Raw genomic sequence first — 16641 nt, 5'->3', positions numbered from 1 at the left:
AAGAGCAAAACGTTATATCTTTTATTCCACCTTTAGATTTAGAAATATAAATAATGCGAGTCTTAATCTTTTTGATGTTTATTTGGTCTGCAAGTGCGCTTGCGGAAGAAACTTTTTATCTTGAGTTAGCAGCAAATGGCGTGATGCAATCTGTAGCTGACGATGACTTTACGCTAGCGAGCACAGAGCTAAGAGCCGGCTATTACATTGTTGATATGATCGCGATTGAAGCTTTTGCAGGAGTAGGTGTACTCGAAGATTCAGTCGGAGATGCGAATCAAAGTATGCCTTCGCTTTATGGCATCAATACTCGTTTTGAATCGCCGAGCAGAGATGGCACCAAGGCATTTATTGTTGTTGGATATTCATCGACAGACTTGGAGTTAAGCCGAAAAAGTTCCGGTCAGGTGTTGGCAGAAGATACCTTTGATGGCTTTTCATATGGAATTGGCTTAGAAGAAGCGTTGAGTAAAACCAACCCAATTTATTTAAATCTACGTTGGCAAAGACATTATTCAGCGGGAGATATTACGATTGATAGCTTAGGAGTGGCACTTCGTTATGCGTTCTAGTGCATTGTTCTGTTTCAGATCTATAAAATTACTGATTGGATTAGTTTTAATCCTCGTTATGAGTGCTTGTCGCAATGAAGATGGCGAACAAGCTTTTGTTGATGCTGTCGAGATCATTAATTTAGGTGTTCAAAGCATCGCAATTCAGGTTGACGGGCAGGGCACTATCCTCGAAGCGGGAACTGAATCTAGCCTTTCAGCCTTTGCGACTTTAGAAGATAGCTCATTGCTTGATGTCACTAATCGCGTTTCATGGTCTTCGAGTGATTCAAGCATTGTAACTGTGAATGGCTCTGGTCAGTTATCAGCCGGAACTAATTCAGGGTCAGCAGTGATTGCTGCTAATTGGGGAGATCTTAGCGCTTCCCAATCTATTTCGGTTTCGACGGCGTCTCTCATCAGTTTGTCGTACAGCAGTTTTACCTCTTCGTCTTCTCAGTGCGTTCCTGATCGTCAATTGATGGTTGATGGCGTATATGCCGATCGTACCAGTAATGTGACTGAACTTGCTTCGTGGGCAAGCAGCAATAGCAGTGTTGCGACAGTGAGCTCATCAGGTATTTTGGCAACCTTTGATGATGGAGCTAGCACCATTACTGCAACCTATGGCGGCCAAAGTGTGAATGGGACGATTACGGTTGCGGCAGATATTAGCAACCTCGCGCTTTCGAGCACCCCAGCGGCTAACTTTTCTTTAGATACCTCCGCTACGCGAAGCTTCTCAGCAAGCGTAAACGAGTTAGGCATTGTTCGTGATGTCACTGACATTGCGAGTTATGAGTCTTCTGATGCGAATGTTCTGACCTTTTCCAATAATGTTGCCAGTGCAGGAAGCCAAACAGGAACAAGTGATGTCACTGTGCGCTGTGGTGATCTCGCAACGACTCCAATTACAGTTACCGTAACCGTTCCTGCGACCGCTGATGATATTGAGATTCGCTACAACAATACCGATACCAGTCCAGCTGGACCATTTGAAGTGCGTGATAGCCCGATACAGCTGTCGGCCATCCTAGTCTTCAGTGATGGTTCTACTTTAGATGTCACAGATGATGCCGATCTTGACTGGTCTGTTAACTCGACTGTTTCAGGTACGGGAGCCACTGTAGACAACGGTAACAGCAAGGGCGAAGTGGTATTTAATGCTGTTGGTCGTACGCGTATAGGTATCGTATTTGATAGCGATGACTACCCATATTTTGAAGATACTATTGATGTATTAGTCGAATAAGATTAAAGTCGCGCCTACTTAAAAACCTGAATAGAAAATAACCGCTCAGGTTTTTTTTGTATCTAAAATTATTAATTGACCAAATGGTCAACTTGGAACAGGTATGCAAACCCTTAAACAAACTCTATCAGCGATGATGCTGATGCTAATTGCTACGAGCGCTGCGGCAGCAGGCGGTGGTGAAGTTCAGATGCTCGATCTAACCGCAACATGGTTAGGTGGCATATCAATCGCTATTTTCGTATTTGCGTACATGCTTGTCATCGGAGAAGAGTACCTGCATTTACGTAAGTCAAAACCTGTGATGGTGGCTGCAGGTATCATTTGGATTCTTGTCGCAATTTCTTACAACATGGCGGGCGACACGACGAGTGCACATGTGATGATTCAGCATAATATCCTTGAATATGCTGAGCTATTGCTGTTTTTGCTTGCCGCAATGACATATGTAAACACCATGCAAGAGCGTAATGTATTTGCTGCGTTGCGTTCATATTTGGTTTCTAAAGGGTTCTCTCTTAAAGCAATTTTTTGGATAACAGGTGCTTTGGCATTTGTTATCTCGCCAATCGCAGATAACTTAACAACGGCACTTGTCATGGCTGCTGTTGTGATGGCTGTGGGCGGTTCGAATGCAAAGTTTATCGGTATGGGTTGTATTAACATTGTTGTTGCCGCAAATGCTGGTGGTGCGTTTAGCCCGTTTGGTGACATCACTACACTCATGGTATGGCAAAAAGGTTTAGTTGAATTCACTGAGTTTTTTGCACTATTGGTACCATCTATTGTGAATTGGCTTGTGCCAGCATTGTTGATGTCACTGTTCTTGCCAAAAGGACAGCCAGAGGGTGTTGATGAAGCCGTGACCGTGAAGAAGGGCGGTATCGTGGTTATCTTCTTGTTCTTGGGGACTATCGCCATGGCCGTGTCTTTCCACAGTGTTCTTCACTTGCCTTCGATGGTAGGCATGATGACCGGCTTGGGTGTTCTAAAACTCTACGGTTACTACCTCAAAATCACAGGCGAGAATACCTTGAGAACGATCGAACAACACGCGGGTATCAGTGAAACAGAGCCGGGGACCTTTGATATTTTCGATCAATTACAGCGTGCAGAGTGGGATACATTGATGTTCTTCTATGGCGTTGTGTTATGCGTTGGTGGCCTAAGTGCGTTTGGCTACCTCAACTTGGCGTCTATTTTTATGTACGAGCAAATGGGCGCGAGCTGGGCCAATATTTTGGTCGGTGTGCTGTCGGCGATTGTTGATAATATTCCTGTCATGTTTGCCGTGTTAACTATGCTTCCTGATATGTCAGTGAATCAATGGTTATTGGTGACATTAACTGCTGGTGTAGGTGGTTCGATGCTCTCGATTGGTTCTGCGGCGGGTGTTGCCTTGATGGGGCAAGCACGCGGCTATTACACGTTCTTCAGCCATTTGAAATGGACGTGGGCAATCGCTTTAGGTTATGTCGCTTCTATTGCTGTGCATTTTTGGATTACGGATATGCCTTTTTGAGCAAGATCAACGTGTTCAAAAATAATTGATTGAAAAAGGCGCCTTACTTTTACAGGGCGCCTTTTTTGGTTTTTAATGAAAGAATATGTTCAGTTAAACATGCGTAGGAAGGTAGTGCTTTGAGCGAAACGTTTGAGGATATGCCGCTATATCCTAAGGAACTTAGCTGGCTAGCGTTCAATGAGCGGGTTTTACAAGAGGCAGCTAATGCGGCTGTGCCAGAACTTCAACGCTTACGGTACTTAGGTATTTTTTCAAATAACATGGATGAGTTTTTTAGGGTCCGTGTTGCCGATGTCAGCCGACTCGCTGCGTTCTCAAAGGGTGGGGAAGATAAACAGTTCTATCGCGATCGCTTAACAGATATTCAAATCAGAACACGAGAGCTGCAGCAGCAATTTGAAGTGACTTACAAAAGTGTTCTTAAAGCGCTTAATCGACGTCACATCTACATTATTACGTACGAGCAGTTCAACAAGAAGCAGGGCAAAGAAGCACGCCGTATTTTCTTCGAGCAAGTGTTGCCTGAGTTAGATCCTGTCATTCTTAAAAAAGACCTGCCTTTCCCTAAAATTGAAGACGGGATGCTCTACCTAATCGTTAAGACAGTCGATCAGGAAGATACGGTTAGATATGGTGTTGTAGAAGTACCGAGTGATCGCCTTTCACGCTTTGTTCAATTACCCCCTCAGCCTGGGCGCAAAACGAAAGTATTTGCAGTATTAGAGGATATTATTCTCTACAACCTACCTGATGTATTTCGTGGTGTTATTGATATCAAACAAGCCGAGGCCTACGTTTTTAAACTGACTAGGGACGCTGAGCTTGAGTTAGACGAGACCATCAACCAGAGCCTGGTTGATCGCATGGCGAAATCAGTCAAAAAGCGCTCATCGGGTGAGCCAGAGCGGCTTGTTTACGAAGAGAGCATGCCAGAAGATATGCTGTCTTTACTGACTAAGCGCATTGGTCTGGGGCGTTACGACAGTCTGATGCCGGGCGGTCGTTATCATAACTCGAAGGACTTTATTGGGTTTCCGAGCGTTGGTCCAAATTATATTGATGCCAAGCCAATGGATACTGTTACCCATCCGGCTTTAGCTGATTTCAAAGGCAACTTGTTCGATTTGATTCGTCAAAAAGATGTCTTGCTTTACTACCCTTATCATTCGTTTGATACCGTAATTGATCTTCTGAAAACGGCCGCGATAGATCCGGCGGTTACAGAGATTAAGATATGTTTGTATCGTGCAGCCGAGCATTCGCGCATCGTTGACGCCTTGTTGTCAGCAAGACGTAATTTGAAGAACGTAACGGTTGTTGTTGAGTTGCAGGCGCGTTTTGATGAGGCCAATAACATTGCGTGGGCAAATCAGCTAACAGATGGCGGCGTGAACGTAATATTTGGCGTGCCCGGCTTAAAGGTGCATACCAAGCTAATTGCCATAACGCGTAAAGAAGATGGTAAACCGCGTATTTATACGCACATTGGTTCGGGAAACTTTAACGAGAAAACCGCCAAGATTTATACCGATTTTAGTTTGCTCACACGCAATAAAGAGATCGGCAAAGACGTTGCCAATGTGTTTGATTTTATCAACTACACCTATCGCCGCCACGCCTATAAACACTTAATGGTGTCACCACTTACACAGCGTTCAGGCTTAGTGGGCATGATCGAAAATGAAATCTCGAATGCCAAATTAGGCAAGCCAGCCGAGATCATTATTAAGTGTAATAACCTCACCGATAAGCAAATTATTGCGCAATTGTACGAAGCATCTAAAGTGGGCGTGTCTGTTCGTATTATTTGTCGAGGAATGACATCGATAGTGCCGGGAATTAAAGGTGTTTCCGAGAATATCGAAGCCATTAGTATTGTCGATAAATACTTAGAGCACCCGCGAGTCTATGTGTTCCATAACGATGGCGACCCTAAGTATTTTATTTCTTCTGCAGACATGATGAACCGAAACATCGATTATCGTGTCGAGGTCAGTGTTCCTGTTTGTGATCAAGATGCGAAGCAGCAGCTACAAGACGTGTTAGATATTCAATGGTGCGACAATGTGAAAGCGCGTGTCTTGGATGCGAAGCAGAGCAATACTTATAGGCAGTTTAAAGTGAACGGCTTAGTTCGCTCTCAAGAAATGATTCATCAATACTTGAGTGATGGCGTCTTGCCGACTCGGATCAAACACGCACGCGAGCGATTACGCCGAGATCTTATTAAAAAGGCAAAAGAACGTGAGCGTAAGTTAGCCTAGGCTTTGCCACGCTTTTTGTGTCCTTACTTTTTGTGCGCTTTCAGCGAGCGATAGCAACGCGCTATCTCGTTTCCATGTTTTAGCAAAGCTAGGCAATTGATCTTCTAGAAGCTTGTCTTGTTGTTCAAATGTTCGTGTTAGCTGCTGTTTGATTCCCGATAATGTCAGGTGCGTTGAGGGTGCGCTTCGGTCGCTTTTCTGCATGAAAAGAATCGCGTGCGCGCTCGCAATATATTGCTCAGCAAGTTGTGTCTGGTCTAGCTCTAGAGCAATGGATAAACGTTGGCCGCATAATGCTGCCAAAATATGCAGATCTTCTTCCGTTCTAAATGGTTTTACGTACGTACTAAACGCATTGCCGACCAGAATATCCTCACGCTGGATACGTATTCCGGTTTGCTTGAGTTTTGCGTGTGCCAGTTCGGGTACAAAAGGAAGGGGAGGTAGAGGCTCTAATCCGAGTCTGTTGTCTTCATTGTTTAATTTTACGAGTACGATATCGCCATTTGCGTCAGGACGTTGATCGACTGCGCTAACAAATATGGTCTTCGCATCAGTGCCTCCTGAAGCAAAGCTCTTATAGCTATCGAGCATCAGCTGACCATTCTGTTCGTAGACCCAAGTTTGCATCTCGCGAGGCTTCTTCACACCTTTTTCGTTATGGCATAGAGCTGCGATGGCATCTCGATCTAGATCAAACATGTTTTCTAATGCAGATTGATAAGCCGAGGCAAAGGCAAAACTAACCTGACGAAAATGCGCACCGGCAACGAATGCTCTTACTAGAGAATCGTCGTACTTTGAAGTGAATGATTGGTGTTTCGCTAACCAATCTTGCATCGATGAGCACCCTATAACTGGAGAGTTAGCTGCGTTTTGGACCGACGGTAGTAAAGATTCAATCATGATATTTGATTTTCTAGTTTTGATTTCGACCTTGGTGTCGCCAAAAGGTTTGCTGCGCTAATCATTCAATTCAAATGTCTGCGAAAATCGCTGAGACCTTATCTTGAATTGAATGAACTGCTGACGGAGTTAAACAGGTGTCTTTCGTTTGCTTCGATAGAATACAGAAACTATTGGAACACCTTGATTAAGCGATTGAGCTTATTTTGGAGCCATGCGTAATGCACAGTCAATACGGATTACTTCGCCATTCAAGAGCGGGTTTTCGACCATCTCTTTGACGATACGTGCATATTCCTTTGGATCACCCAAACGCTGCGGGAATGGCAGTGTTGCAGCCAAGCTTTCTTGTGCTGCTTCGGGTAAAGAAGCCAGCATTGGCGTCATAAATAATCCCGGAGCAATGGCTAGCACACGAATCCCGTAACGAGCGAGTTCCCTTGCAGCAGGTAGGGTCATTGAAACAATACCGCCTTTGGACGCTGAGTAAGCCGCTTGGCCAATTTGCCCCTCATATGCAGCTACGGATGCCGTTGAGATGATCACACCGCGCTCACCATCGTCGTTTGCATCTCGGGTTTGCATTTCATCTGCAGCAAGGCGAAGAATATTAAATGAGCCACTTAAGTTAACGGCGATCACTTTGTTAAAGAAATCCAAAGACTGTGGACCTTCTTTACCCAGAATTTTTGCCGGAACACCAATCCCTGCGCAGTTCACTGCAATGCCGACTGGCCCATGTGCAGCTTTAGCTTGATCAAAACATGCTTGCGCACTTTCGGCGCTCGTTACATCACAGTCAAATGCTAAACCACCAATTTCACTGGCGACTTGTTGCGCCTTTTCTGTTTGCACATCAAAGATACTGACCTTTGCGCCTAGCTCTGCTAACAACCTAGCCGCTGCTTCTCCAAGCCCTGAGGCTCCGCCAGTTACAATTGCAGGAACACCATTGATATTCATTCTTACATCATCCTCGTTACTATTATTTTTGTCTTACAGTCTTTGTTTTAAAGAACTGATTACTTACGAAAGACCTTTACGTAAACGTAAAGCTAGTGGATGAGCATGATATGAGTAAAGTCGGGGGGAGGCAACCAAAGCCAGCATTTGGCTTTGGTTGAAGGCTTAAGAATCTAGCTTAATGCGCCGCTGCAAGCAGAGCATCGCAGGCTTTGGCAGGATCACCGCTTTTGTTGTATTCCTCTACCCATGCAGGATAGTTGTGTACCACTGGGATTTTCTCTGGGTGAAAGCCTGGTTTAAGGTAAGCAAATAAAGGCTTTGTAAATGAAGAAAATACGCCTTTACGTCCATACATCCAAGGCAAGTTCTTAATAAACATTTTGCGACGCTCCCATTTTGAGAAGCCATCAGCCTTAAGCAGTTTGTCCCCATTAGTGAACATGATTCGCATGGTTTCATAGGTTCCGTATATAACCGCCCTCACACGCATGAAATAACCAACTTTGGCAACTTTCTGCATCACATCAAATGCTACGGAACGATGCTCCATTTCTTCAATCGCATGCCATGCAAACATCGTCTTCATTCGATGATCGAAGCCTTCAGATACATATTTTTTACTGAAGAATGCTTCTGCCATGAGCGCAGTAAAATGCTCAAAAGCTGCGGTAAGCGCGACATTGTATTCGGGTGAATACTCATTGAGATATTTGTCGATGATCTCTTTGTGCTCAGACAAAATCTCATCGATTGGCATACCCTGTTTTTTGAGCAAATTATTGAACTTAGTATGTACGATGCCATGCTGTGCTTCTTGGCGTGTAAAGGCTTTCACATCTTCGAGTTGTTTCGGGTCTTCAATTTGGTCTCTAAATGCGCGCACGGCAGTAATAAAGTAACGCTCTCCATCAGGGAAGGTTACCTGCATTGCATCCATCAAGCGTGTGCGGAAAGGATTACCATCTAACCAGTATTTGGGAATGGTTTCGTCCAAGCCAAAATCTAACTTCTCTCGCACATCCATATCAGGTTGAAAATGCTTGCCATCATTTAGCGGCGCGTAGTTTGAATCTGTTCTGTACATACTAGTTCTTCCTTAAAACTTACTGATTAGTTGATAGTCTTCAGGATCAAAAAGATCTTTCATCTCGTTATGCAGATATTTATTTCTCCAACGCAAAGGTATAGCCCAAGAGAGCAAGGCGACGGGTTTAGATTGATGCCCACACACAATGCGTTGTTTGCCAGTTTGAATCGCTTTAATGACTTCTCGCACAACAGCCACTGGCGGCGTTTTTAGATACTTAGCGGTAAATTCTTCGCCACCGTCGGTATTCATTGCGATGTTTGTTTTTATTCCGCCTGGGTGAAGCAAATGCACAGAAATAGGGGAGTCTTCTAACTCAACCATCAGCGATTCTGTGAAGCCTCTTACAGCAAATTTCGAGGCGCAGTAATCAGAGGCGTTTGGCGTTCCCACGAGGCCAAAGATGCTCGACACGTTAATAATCGCGCCTTCATTATTTTGTATTAGCTGTGGCAAGAACGCTTGAGTACCGTAGACAACGCCAAAAAAATTCACGTTCAGCGTTTGCGTGTATTGTTCGGCATCTATATTCCAAACGGGCTTGCCACCACCACCAATGCCTGCGTTATTGATCATCACGTGTGCAGGGCCTAGTTCGTCTTTGACGCGACGCGCAAACTGATCAACGATTTCTTTATTGCTTATATCGAATGCCTGACTACATATGCCTTTGTGAGGCAAGGATTCGAGTTGCTTTACGGTTTCGTTTAATCCTGCTTCGTCGTAGTCGGTAATCGCGATCCGTGCATTTAGCTTTGCAAATTCCAGCGCGTAGGCGCGCCCCATTCCAGAACCCGCTCCGGTTATGACGATGGTTTTATCTTTAAAGTTCTTCATGCGGCACTCGTTTCTTTGGTTTTGTTGTGTTGCTGAGTTGAGTTAATCGTTTTGTTTTTAATCGATGACACATCTACATTGATCGAAGGTGGATAGAGCTTCAGGTTCTCGTCTGTCACTGGGCCATGCCGAAGATTTTTGAGATCTACTTTATAGTCCATCGACATGTACCAAGGCGCCTCGAACCCTTGGCGAGGGAGATCTTTTAGTACTCGCTGTACATAACCTGCACCAAAATCTAAGAGAGGGCGTGTTGGCATGGTCGGGCTAGGCAGTTCAGGACATGCTGCGGCCTGATTGTTGTCACTCATGTGTTTTATCAGTCGACAGTAATGCTCGCATAGCAAGCCTACTTTTAAGGTCCAAGATGAGTTGGTGTAACCAATGGCAAAGGCAAAATTAGGTATGCTGCTCAACATCATGCCTTTGTATGCAACGGTATCGGATAAATCGACGGGCTTGTTATCGACGTGCAGCTTAATACCGCCAAACAGTTGAACGTTCAAGCCGGTAGCCGTTACGACGATATCTGACTTGAGTGTTTCGCCTGATGCTAGTTCTATACCTTCCTCGTTAAAGCGTTTGATCGTGTCGGTTACAACCGAAGCTTTGCCATCGCTGATCGCATTAAATAAGTCTCCGTCAGGCACCGCGCATAAGCGTTGATCCCAAGGGTTGTATGGTGGATTAAAATGTTGGTCGACAGGGTAGTTCTTTGGCAGCAGGCTCTTATTGCTATGACGAATAATCTTACGTGCGAACTTAGGGAAACGTTGGCACAAACGCCAAATCAGACGCGAAATATTAATGTTTTTATTTCGCGTTAGTTTATACGCGAGGCGTTTAGGGAGCAGTGCGCGAAGTACGTTAGCAATCGGGTCGCTTTGCGGCATGCTCATCACATAAGTCGGCGTGCGCTGAAGCATAGTGATATGTTTTGTCTTATCCGTCATCGCAGGTAACAGCGTCACGGCTGTTGCACCACTGCCAATTATCACCACATTTTTACCTTGGTAATCGAGATCTTCCGGCCAATGTTGAGGGTGAATCACTTGGCCCTTAAAGTGTTCTATTTCCGGAAATTCTGGCGTATAGCCTTTATCGTAGTTGTAGTATCCAGCGGCGCTAAACAACCAGTTACAGCTAACTTCTTCAATGGTTTTGACGTGGCTGTTGCTATGTTCTATTTGCACCGTCCAGCACTGTTCTTGTGAGCTCCAATTGGCGCTTAATACTTTTCGGCCGTAGCGAATGTGTTGGTCGATTTTATTTTCGGATGCCGTTTCACGAATGTATTTGAGAATATCCTGACCATCAGCAATGGCTTTTTTATCTTCCCATGGTTTGAACTCATATCCAAAGGTGAATAAATCAGAATCAGAACGAATGCCTGGATACTTAAACAAGTCCCATGTGCCGCCAGACCGTTGGCGAGATTCAAGAATTAGATAGCTTTTATCTGGACAGTCTCTTTGCATGTAATACGCAAGACCAATCCCTGAAAGACCAGCACCAACAATGAGTGTGTGAACGTGTTTTGCAGTCGCCATAATACTTACCATCTTTTATGCGAGTTAGCTTTTTCGTTATTGTGTTGCTCATTCTATGAACAGAAAAATGATTGGTCGATATGCAAAATAACTCAATATGATTATTATATGGTGCATATTGCACTTTAATGCTGTGAAGAATTGAGGGTTTTGCATTGGCTGAAAAAATAGAAATAGCTGCGAGCACTGAAGAAAAAGAGCGTATTTATCAGTTGTTACGCCTTGGGGCCGAGAAAGCCTTGGTGATGATTAGCAAAGACGAAATCATTGAGCAGATGGAGCAGGCCGGTATGTATGGGGCGGGCGAACATTCTGACCTGGATGATCCAGTTTTAATTGCTGCAACGCGCCGTTCCATTCGCTCAAGCCTTATTCATTGGTTGAACTCCACTATAGAAAACCCCGAGCAAAAAGTATCGCCCTTTGTTTCAGATAATATTGTGCAAAATGCCTTGGCCATTATTGAAAGAGGCGTGCCAGAACTCATGTTAGCGCTTGATAGAGCAGGACAAAACGTAGCATGGCAATACTGGATGAATGTCGCGTTTGAGATTGCTGAAAACCCGCGTGAATTGAAGTTGCTATTGGATGTGTCATTCAGGTCTATCTCAAGTTATATCGATACAAGTCGCGATTTATTGCAAAGCATATTGAAAGAATATTCTGACGATGAACAAAGTGCTTATCTGGCTAAAAAGCGTGATCTGGTAGTGACCATTCTAGAGGGGCATGGCGTACAAGTTGATAAAGCGATCAGGCAGCTAGATTACACAATGACTCAGGCGCAACATGCGGCTGTTGTTTGGAGTGATGAGGCTAATCTTGAACTCAATGCACTTGAAAAGGCAGCAGAATATTTCGTTAAGTGTTTTCGAGATGTCGACTCTTTGTCTGTCATTGTCTCAGCAGAAGTGATGTGGATATGGGTGGGTTCTTCGGAACCGATCGATACCTATCGACTGCGTTCTTACTTCGCTAAACTAAAAACCATTAAGCTCTCTTATGCATCAGCTGGACAAGGCTTAGAAGGCTTTCGCAAAGCGCACATGGATGCCTTGGCGGCACAGAGAATTTTGGGACGCTTCCGGTCGGGGGCAAGTATTGTGTCTTATGAACAACTGCGTCTGGCAGAGATGTTATCGCGAGATCTCGACGCAACGAATAACTTCATTCGTTATATCTTGGGCGATTTAGCACGCTCTTCGAAAGAGTTAAGACAGTCGTTGTTGGCGTATATCGGTGCTAGCTGTAACGCGAGCAAAGCGGCTGATCAATTGCATACTCATCGTAATACCTTGCTGCGCAGGCTCACCAAAGCACAGGAGTTACTGCCGCGGCCTTTGGAAGAAAACTTAATACAAGTTGGAGCGGCGCTGGAACTTTCGAGTTGGCTATCTTGATGAAAGAGTAGTATTGCCAATACCTTTAGAGATATGAGAGTGATCATAGACAATTGCGGTAGTTTGTTTTTTAGAGGGTAACATCAAGCTAATTCTTCTTTTCCTGTCGGCGCTGGCCGACGGCAGGCCAGGGTCTTTGTTTGGCCAAAGACCCCAATACCCCAAAGGTGACCCAGATCGCTTGCGCGCTCGACGGGATTTAAGTTTCGTTCCAATCCGTCATTGCCGCGCAGGCGGCACAAAAGCGCTTTAGCGCGTTGAACGACAAAAAGTCGGCCCGAAGGGTAAGCGAAGCGCATCATCTATTGTTTAAAGTGCAATGCATGGAGTTAGACAGAAGCGGCTGTTAATGATTATCCGCAGCCGATAGGAGCTCCATTAGGACAGCGGACGAAATTCATTATTTGTTAATGCCCTAAACACCCAGACTTAAGTCATTAAGTTAGAGTACTTTTTATATGTCTTCGTCGAAATCGAGTCTATTGAGCGGGCTGTCTGTTCCTGCGTAATGTTGACCCAAAACATGAGTATATATCTGCGTTGTTTTTACATCATTATGTCCAAGTAAGTCCTGTACGGTACGAATATCTGTGCCATTTGAAAGCATATGTGTAGCGAAACTATGTCTGAAGGTATGACAAGTAACTCGTTTGAAGATACCTGCTTGCGATACGGCTAGTTTTAGCGCTTTGCGAATTACAGAAGGGTGAAGATGATGCCGGCATTCTATCTTAGAGATCGGGTGGAGGCAGGTTGTTGTAGAAGGAAAAAGGAACGCCCAACCTGGTGATCGAAAAGCATTTGGATACTTCCTCCCTAAAGCCGGAGGCATGGAACTTCCTATCCCTAATAAATTGTCGTTCTTTTGAACTACTATGGCTTGTTCAATTAGTTGACGTACCGCGCCAAATAATCGTGGGCTAAGCAGAGTAACTCGATCTTTATTTTCTTTTGAATTAATGATTCTCAGAGCGTTTTGATCAAAGTCGATATCGTGTAATCGAAGATTTAGGCACTCAGAAACTCTTAACCCACTCCCATACATTAGTGCAACAGCTAGTTTGTTTCCGTCTTTGAGTTGTTTTAGGACTGTTTGGACTTCGAGTTCAGACAAAACAAGAGGCAGACTGCGTTGCTTCGTCGCTAATGTAAATCCAATTTCCCCAAGTGGCTGCTTCAGAACTTTGTCATACATAAATACAAGAGCGTTAAGAGCTGACTTTTGTGTGTTTACTGCTACATGTCGATCGACTGCTAAGAAGGTCAAAAATGACTTTACTTCTTCAGTGCCAAGATTTTGGGGGTGTTGTTTATTATTGAAGTAGATGAATTGTCTTATCCAACCGAGGTAAGACTTCTCAGTTTTGTAGCTGTAACCACGCAATCGAATTTCATTTTGAATTGATTTCAAAAAAGGACTTGGCATGATAATAAGAAAACAGAAACTTTGCTCGTTTTTATCCCTTTGATAATAATATTGTGCTCGTTTTGTCGCCTAGGTTTCGTTAAAACGACAATAAAAACAGTAGGTTAGAAATATAACAGGTGCGTATACGAGACCCCTCACTATTTCTACATAGGTGACCCCTCATATGCGTGATAAAGAAATGAGTAAGGTTCGAGTTTTTTCTTTTAAAAACAGAGTAGTATATGGAAAAGGGAAGAGGCTACCTGTCATGCATATGAGGGGGGCTCACTATACAAATGTTATGAGTAAAAAGGAAAATCATGACCAATGATGTTTCACCAGAGTTCTGGGAAAGAGCTGATAAAATTATTGCTGTAGCTAATGAACAAGCTAAAGAGTTTGATATTGGTAAAGTAAGCTCGTCAACTCTTTATGCTGCTGCAAGATACTGTGCCTTTAATGTTGCTTCTTCAGCAGATGACGTTGAAGAAATGCAACAAGACAAAGAAGAAGCTATTAGGTACTTTGTAGGTCAATTTCAAAAAATGCTCACCGAAAACCTAGATGAGTACATAGCAAGCTATGAAAAATATAAACCTCATGGCAAGTAACAATAAAACTCATAACAAGTTTAGCCTGCATCGCCCCGGAAAAAGCCCCGGGGCTGGACTCGCTATCGCTCGCCGCAGCTAAAGGCGTTATAAATCAAAAGGAGAAATGCACATGGTAGTACCTGTATCGTTAATCGCTCAATTCATTGGAATGTTTGTCGCTTCAAAGTTGCTCAAGCTCAATATTGGTTTGGTGGGCATAATTGTTCTAACAATCGTTCCCGTTCTTATATCACAATCTATTCCTGGTATAGCGGGTTTCGCTCTAGCAATTGTCAGCATCTTTATTTTACTCAAAGTGCTAGATGGCTCGGCATCTATTGGTAAAGTGTTTGCAATAGGGATTATCAGTCTGGTTACTCAAGCTGCTATCTTTAAGTTCGTTGTACTCCCTTCAATGAACCACGCTATGCAAAACGCAAATACAGTAGAAATGCGAGACGGCTCGGTAGTGATTGACGGTAAAACGGTAACTACCGATGAAACCGGTAATATGATCATCAAGTGATGATTTATAACCAGTTGCACCACCGGACTCGTTACCACTGCGCGGTGTGCAAGGCGTTAGGTTTCTCAAGGGCTAGTAGCCAAGAAAGCTTATGTTTCGGATATCAACACTTAAATGTTGCTAGATTATAATCCTACTCAAGGAAAAGTCGCAGACGACAGCGCCTATAAAACGCAGCAGCCATTGCCGCCGTTAAATCGTTGGGTGCAATCGTATTGGCAGCTCACAGTTCCCAATGGCCAGTCTCAATACCATAGTGTGCCGGATAACTGCGTTGATTGGATCATTAATCTAGATTGTTTCGAAGACAATTTTCTTATTCCGCCATTTATCTCATCTACTTTATTTGATATCGATGGTCCAGCTTGCTTTTTTGCTATTCGTTTTCGAATTCTAGGGCATAAAGGCTTGATCTCTATGCCTATAGGGGAATGGGGTGAGGCTGGTAGTGTAAAAGCGGAACACTTATTACCCAGGAATGTCCTTTATTCTGTATTTGAAGCCATTGTTAACGCAACATGCTTTGGTGAGCGCTGCAATAGTTTATCGGCAGTAATACTTTCTGCCATAACGTTTAACGACGTTGACCCTCGCCTAGCTCGTTACATTCGATACTGTTATGAAAATGTCAGCTCTAATCTTGATCTGTCAGAGAGCCGGATTTCTGAATTTGGAGTGTCTGCACGCCAGCTTAGACGTTTGGCCAAACAGCACGTTGGCTTGCTTCCTAAAGATTTTGGCAAGGTGTTAAAATTTCAGAGTGTTCTCAAAGCAATGAATGAACCACAATACAACAATGCCTACCTAGATCATTACTACGACCAGCCCCATTTTGTGCGTGAGTTTAAACGTTTGTCTGGAGTTACGCCGGTACAGTTCAGAAAAATGTCCGTTTTATGCAATCACAACTCTTCTGATTGAAGAATAATGTAATTCAGCTAATCAATAGTAAGAGGTCAATAAAATGATTGAAATAGACGCGATGTTTCCTGTGATGGTAACGGCAAAATTAGATGCGGTGAAAGCATTCTATGAATCCGTGTTTGGCTTTAATGCCGTATTTTACGACGCTAGCTTTTATTTGCATTTGGTGTCACCCAACTCAGGGATTCAGCTTGGTTTCTTGTTACCCGAGCATGGAAGCCAGCCAGACTTTCTTCGACCATTAATGTCTCCCGATGGCTATGTGATATCACTAGAAGTTAAAGACGCAACTCGTGCCTATGCCGAAACACAAAAAATGGATTTAACGATTGCGATGGAGCTCAAAGAAGAAGTTTGGGGGCAGGTACATTTTATGCTAGAAGACCCCGCAGGTTTCCGAATCGACGTGGTTCAACATTTAGAAGTTTCAGGTAACTAGTCAGAGCAAAATCTAACAAGGCGCTGCACTCGGAAAAATTACTCGCTACGCCCTTAATTTTCCGGTGAGAGCAGCGTTATGTTTTCGAAGGGAATCAAATCAATTGATCAAGAATTTTATTTTTATTACTTCTTTCGTTTTGCTGTTTGGATGTGCAACAACGATTAAAGAAAGCTCCCAAAAAATTGATCAGTATGAAGAGCGATCAGAAAAAGCTAATCAACGAGCTGCTGAGATTGGAAGACATCCTGGAACTCCTGAAAACATTGAAAATATTGAACGTGCTAATGAGGAGTCAGCTTATTACCGAGAGAAGGCGCGTGATGAGTGGTGGAATTCACCTGTAGGGCTCGTGTTGGGCTTGATTGGCTTACTTATTGGTATTGCAATTGAATAAACATAACAAGTTTATC

General features: G+C 43.8%; 16 protein-coding genes. 10 read left to right on the top strand and 6 right to left on the bottom strand.

The features are described from left to right. The first annotated feature begins 53 nt into the window (after positions 1-53). From A3762_RS00465 to ppk1, 4 genes are all read left to right on the top strand, one after another. Complete coding sequence (locus A3762_RS00465; RefSeq protein WP_068473022.1) at positions 54-572, top strand: outer membrane beta-barrel protein; 519 nt, start codon at positions 54-56, stop codon at positions 570-572. Next, positions 562-1803: a hypothetical protein gene (locus A3762_RS00460; protein WP_068753586.1), complete on the top strand. Its 1242-nt coding sequence runs from the start codon at positions 562-564 to the stop codon at positions 1801-1803. The genes A3762_RS00465 and A3762_RS00460 overlap by 11 nt, the downstream gene beginning before the upstream one ends. Before the next feature lie 103 nt (positions 1804-1906). Next, on the top strand, positions 1907-3325 hold the full coding sequence (gene nhaD / locus A3762_RS00455) for a sodium:proton antiporter NhaD (protein WP_068753584.1): 1419 nt from the start codon (positions 1907-1909) through the stop codon (positions 3323-3325). A gap of 119 nt (positions 3326-3444) precedes the next feature. Continuing rightward, positions 3445-5592 (top strand): polyphosphate kinase 1, encoded by a 2148-nt coding sequence (ppk1, locus tag A3762_RS00450; RefSeq protein ID WP_197468891.1) that lies wholly within the window; start codon positions 3445-3447, stop codon positions 5590-5592. On the opposite strand, the gene A3762_RS00445 is transcribed toward ppk1, so the two are convergent. From A3762_RS00445 to A3762_RS00425, 5 genes are all read right to left on the bottom strand, one after another. After that, on the bottom strand, positions 5584-6432 hold the full coding sequence (locus A3762_RS00445) for a hypothetical protein (RefSeq protein WP_068753581.1): 849 nt from the start codon (positions 6430-6432) through the stop codon (positions 5584-5586). The genes ppk1 and A3762_RS00445 overlap by 9 nt on opposite strands. Positions 6433-6699: 267 nt before the next feature. Beyond that, the gene (locus tag A3762_RS00440) at positions 6700-7461 is read right to left on the bottom strand and encodes an SDR family NAD(P)-dependent oxidoreductase (protein ID WP_068480529.1); all 762 of its coding nucleotides are present in this window, start codon (positions 7459-7461) and stop codon (positions 6700-6702) included. Between the two features lie 178 nt (positions 7462-7639). Beyond that, complete coding sequence (locus A3762_RS00435; protein WP_082868852.1) at positions 7640-8548, bottom strand: metal-dependent hydrolase; 909 nt, start codon at positions 8546-8548, stop codon at positions 7640-7642. A 12-nt stretch (positions 8549-8560) separates the two neighbouring features. Further along, entirely contained in the window at positions 8561-9388 is an 828-nt protein-coding gene (locus A3762_RS00430; RefSeq protein WP_068753579.1) for an SDR family oxidoreductase, read from the bottom strand. Continuing rightward, entirely contained in the window at positions 9385-10938 is a 1554-nt protein-coding gene (locus A3762_RS00425; protein WP_082868853.1) for an NAD(P)/FAD-dependent oxidoreductase, read from the bottom strand. Before A3762_RS00425 ends, A3762_RS00430 begins: the two co-directional genes overlap by 4 nt. 155 nt (positions 10939-11093) lie before the next feature. On the opposite strand from A3762_RS00425, the gene A3762_RS00420 reads away from it, so the two are divergent. Further along, positions 11094-12338: a CdaR family transcriptional regulator gene (locus A3762_RS00420; RefSeq protein ID WP_068753574.1), complete on the top strand. Its 1245-nt coding sequence runs from the start codon at positions 11094-11096 to the stop codon at positions 12336-12338. Between the two features lie 454 nt (positions 12339-12792). Here the strand turns inward: A3762_RS00420 and A3762_RS00410 are convergent, their stop codons facing one another. Then, positions 12793-13749: an integron integrase gene (locus tag A3762_RS00410; RefSeq protein ID WP_304439245.1), complete on the bottom strand. Its 957-nt coding sequence runs from the start codon at positions 13747-13749 to the stop codon at positions 12793-12795. Positions 13750-14066: 317 nt separating this feature from the next. On the opposite strand from A3762_RS00410, the gene A3762_RS00405 reads away from it, so the two are divergent. The 5 genes from A3762_RS00405 (at position 14067) to A3762_RS00385 (ending at position 16625) form a co-directional block, all read left to right on the top strand. Continuing rightward, the gene (locus A3762_RS00405; RefSeq protein ID WP_068753567.1) at positions 14067-14357 is read left to right on the top strand and encodes a DUF3144 domain-containing protein; all 291 of its coding nucleotides are present in this window, start codon (positions 14067-14069) and stop codon (positions 14355-14357) included. Positions 14358-14469: 112 nt separating this feature from the next. Next, positions 14470-14865 (top strand): hypothetical protein, encoded by a 396-nt coding sequence (locus A3762_RS00400; protein ID WP_068753565.1) that lies wholly within the window; start codon positions 14470-14472, stop codon positions 14863-14865. A gap of 114 nt (positions 14866-14979) precedes the next feature. Beyond that, positions 14980-15786: an AraC family transcriptional regulator gene (locus tag A3762_RS00395; protein ID WP_068753563.1), complete on the top strand. Its 807-nt coding sequence runs from the start codon at positions 14980-14982 to the stop codon at positions 15784-15786. A gap of 43 nt (positions 15787-15829) precedes the next feature. Further along, positions 15830-16228, top strand: a complete 399-nt coding sequence (locus A3762_RS00390; protein ID WP_068753561.1) for a VOC family protein — start codon at positions 15830-15832, stop codon at positions 16226-16228. A 103-nt stretch (positions 16229-16331) separates the two neighbouring features. Further along, entirely contained in the window at positions 16332-16625 is a 294-nt protein-coding gene (locus A3762_RS00385; protein WP_068753559.1) for a hypothetical protein, read from the top strand. The last annotated feature ends 16 nt before the right edge of the window (positions 16626-16641 follow it).

The sequence above is a fragment of the Oleiphilus sp. HI0125 genome (genome assembly GCF_001635355.1).
Note: the sequence above shows the minus strand (reverse complement) of the source record. Positions and strands in the feature narration are given on the sequence as shown.

Excerpts from the sequence above, each read along its gene's own strand:
- A3762_RS00465 (WP_068473022.1), top strand. The coding sequence starts at position 54 with ATGCGAGTCTTAATCTTTTTGATGTTTATTTGGTCTGCAAGTGCGCTT.
- A3762_RS00460 (WP_068753586.1), top strand. The coding sequence starts at position 562 with ATGCGTTCTAGTGCATTGTTCTGTTTCAGATCTATAAAATTACTGATT.
- nhaD (WP_068753584.1), top strand. The coding sequence starts at position 1,907 with ATGCAAACCCTTAAACAAACTCTATCAGCGATGATGCTGATGCTAATT.
- A3762_RS00445 (WP_068753581.1), bottom strand. The coding sequence starts at position 6,432 with ATGCAAGATTGGTTAGCGAAACACCAATCATTCACTTCAAAGTACGAC.
- A3762_RS00440 (WP_068480529.1), bottom strand. The coding sequence starts at position 7,461 with ATGAATATCAATGGTGTTCCTGCAATTGTAACTGGCGGAGCCTCAGGG.
- A3762_RS00435 (WP_082868852.1), bottom strand. The coding sequence starts at position 8,548 with ATGTACAGAACAGATTCAAACTACGCGCCGCTAAATGATGGCAAGCAT.
- A3762_RS00430 (WP_068753579.1), bottom strand. The coding sequence starts at position 9,388 with ATGAAGAACTTTAAAGATAAAACCATCGTCATAACCGGAGCGGGTTCT.
- A3762_RS00425 (WP_082868853.1), bottom strand. The coding sequence starts at position 10,938 with ATGGCGACTGCAAAACACGTTCACACACTCATTGTTGGTGCTGGTCTT.
- A3762_RS00405 (WP_068753567.1), top strand. The coding sequence starts at position 14,067 with ATGACCAATGATGTTTCACCAGAGTTCTGGGAAAGAGCTGATAAAATT.
- A3762_RS00400 (WP_068753565.1), top strand. The coding sequence starts at position 14,470 with ATGGTAGTACCTGTATCGTTAATCGCTCAATTCATTGGAATGTTTGTC.
- A3762_RS00395 (WP_068753563.1), top strand. The coding sequence starts at position 14,980 with ATGTTGCTAGATTATAATCCTACTCAAGGAAAAGTCGCAGACGACAGC.
- A3762_RS00390 (WP_068753561.1), top strand. The coding sequence starts at position 15,830 with ATGATTGAAATAGACGCGATGTTTCCTGTGATGGTAACGGCAAAATTA.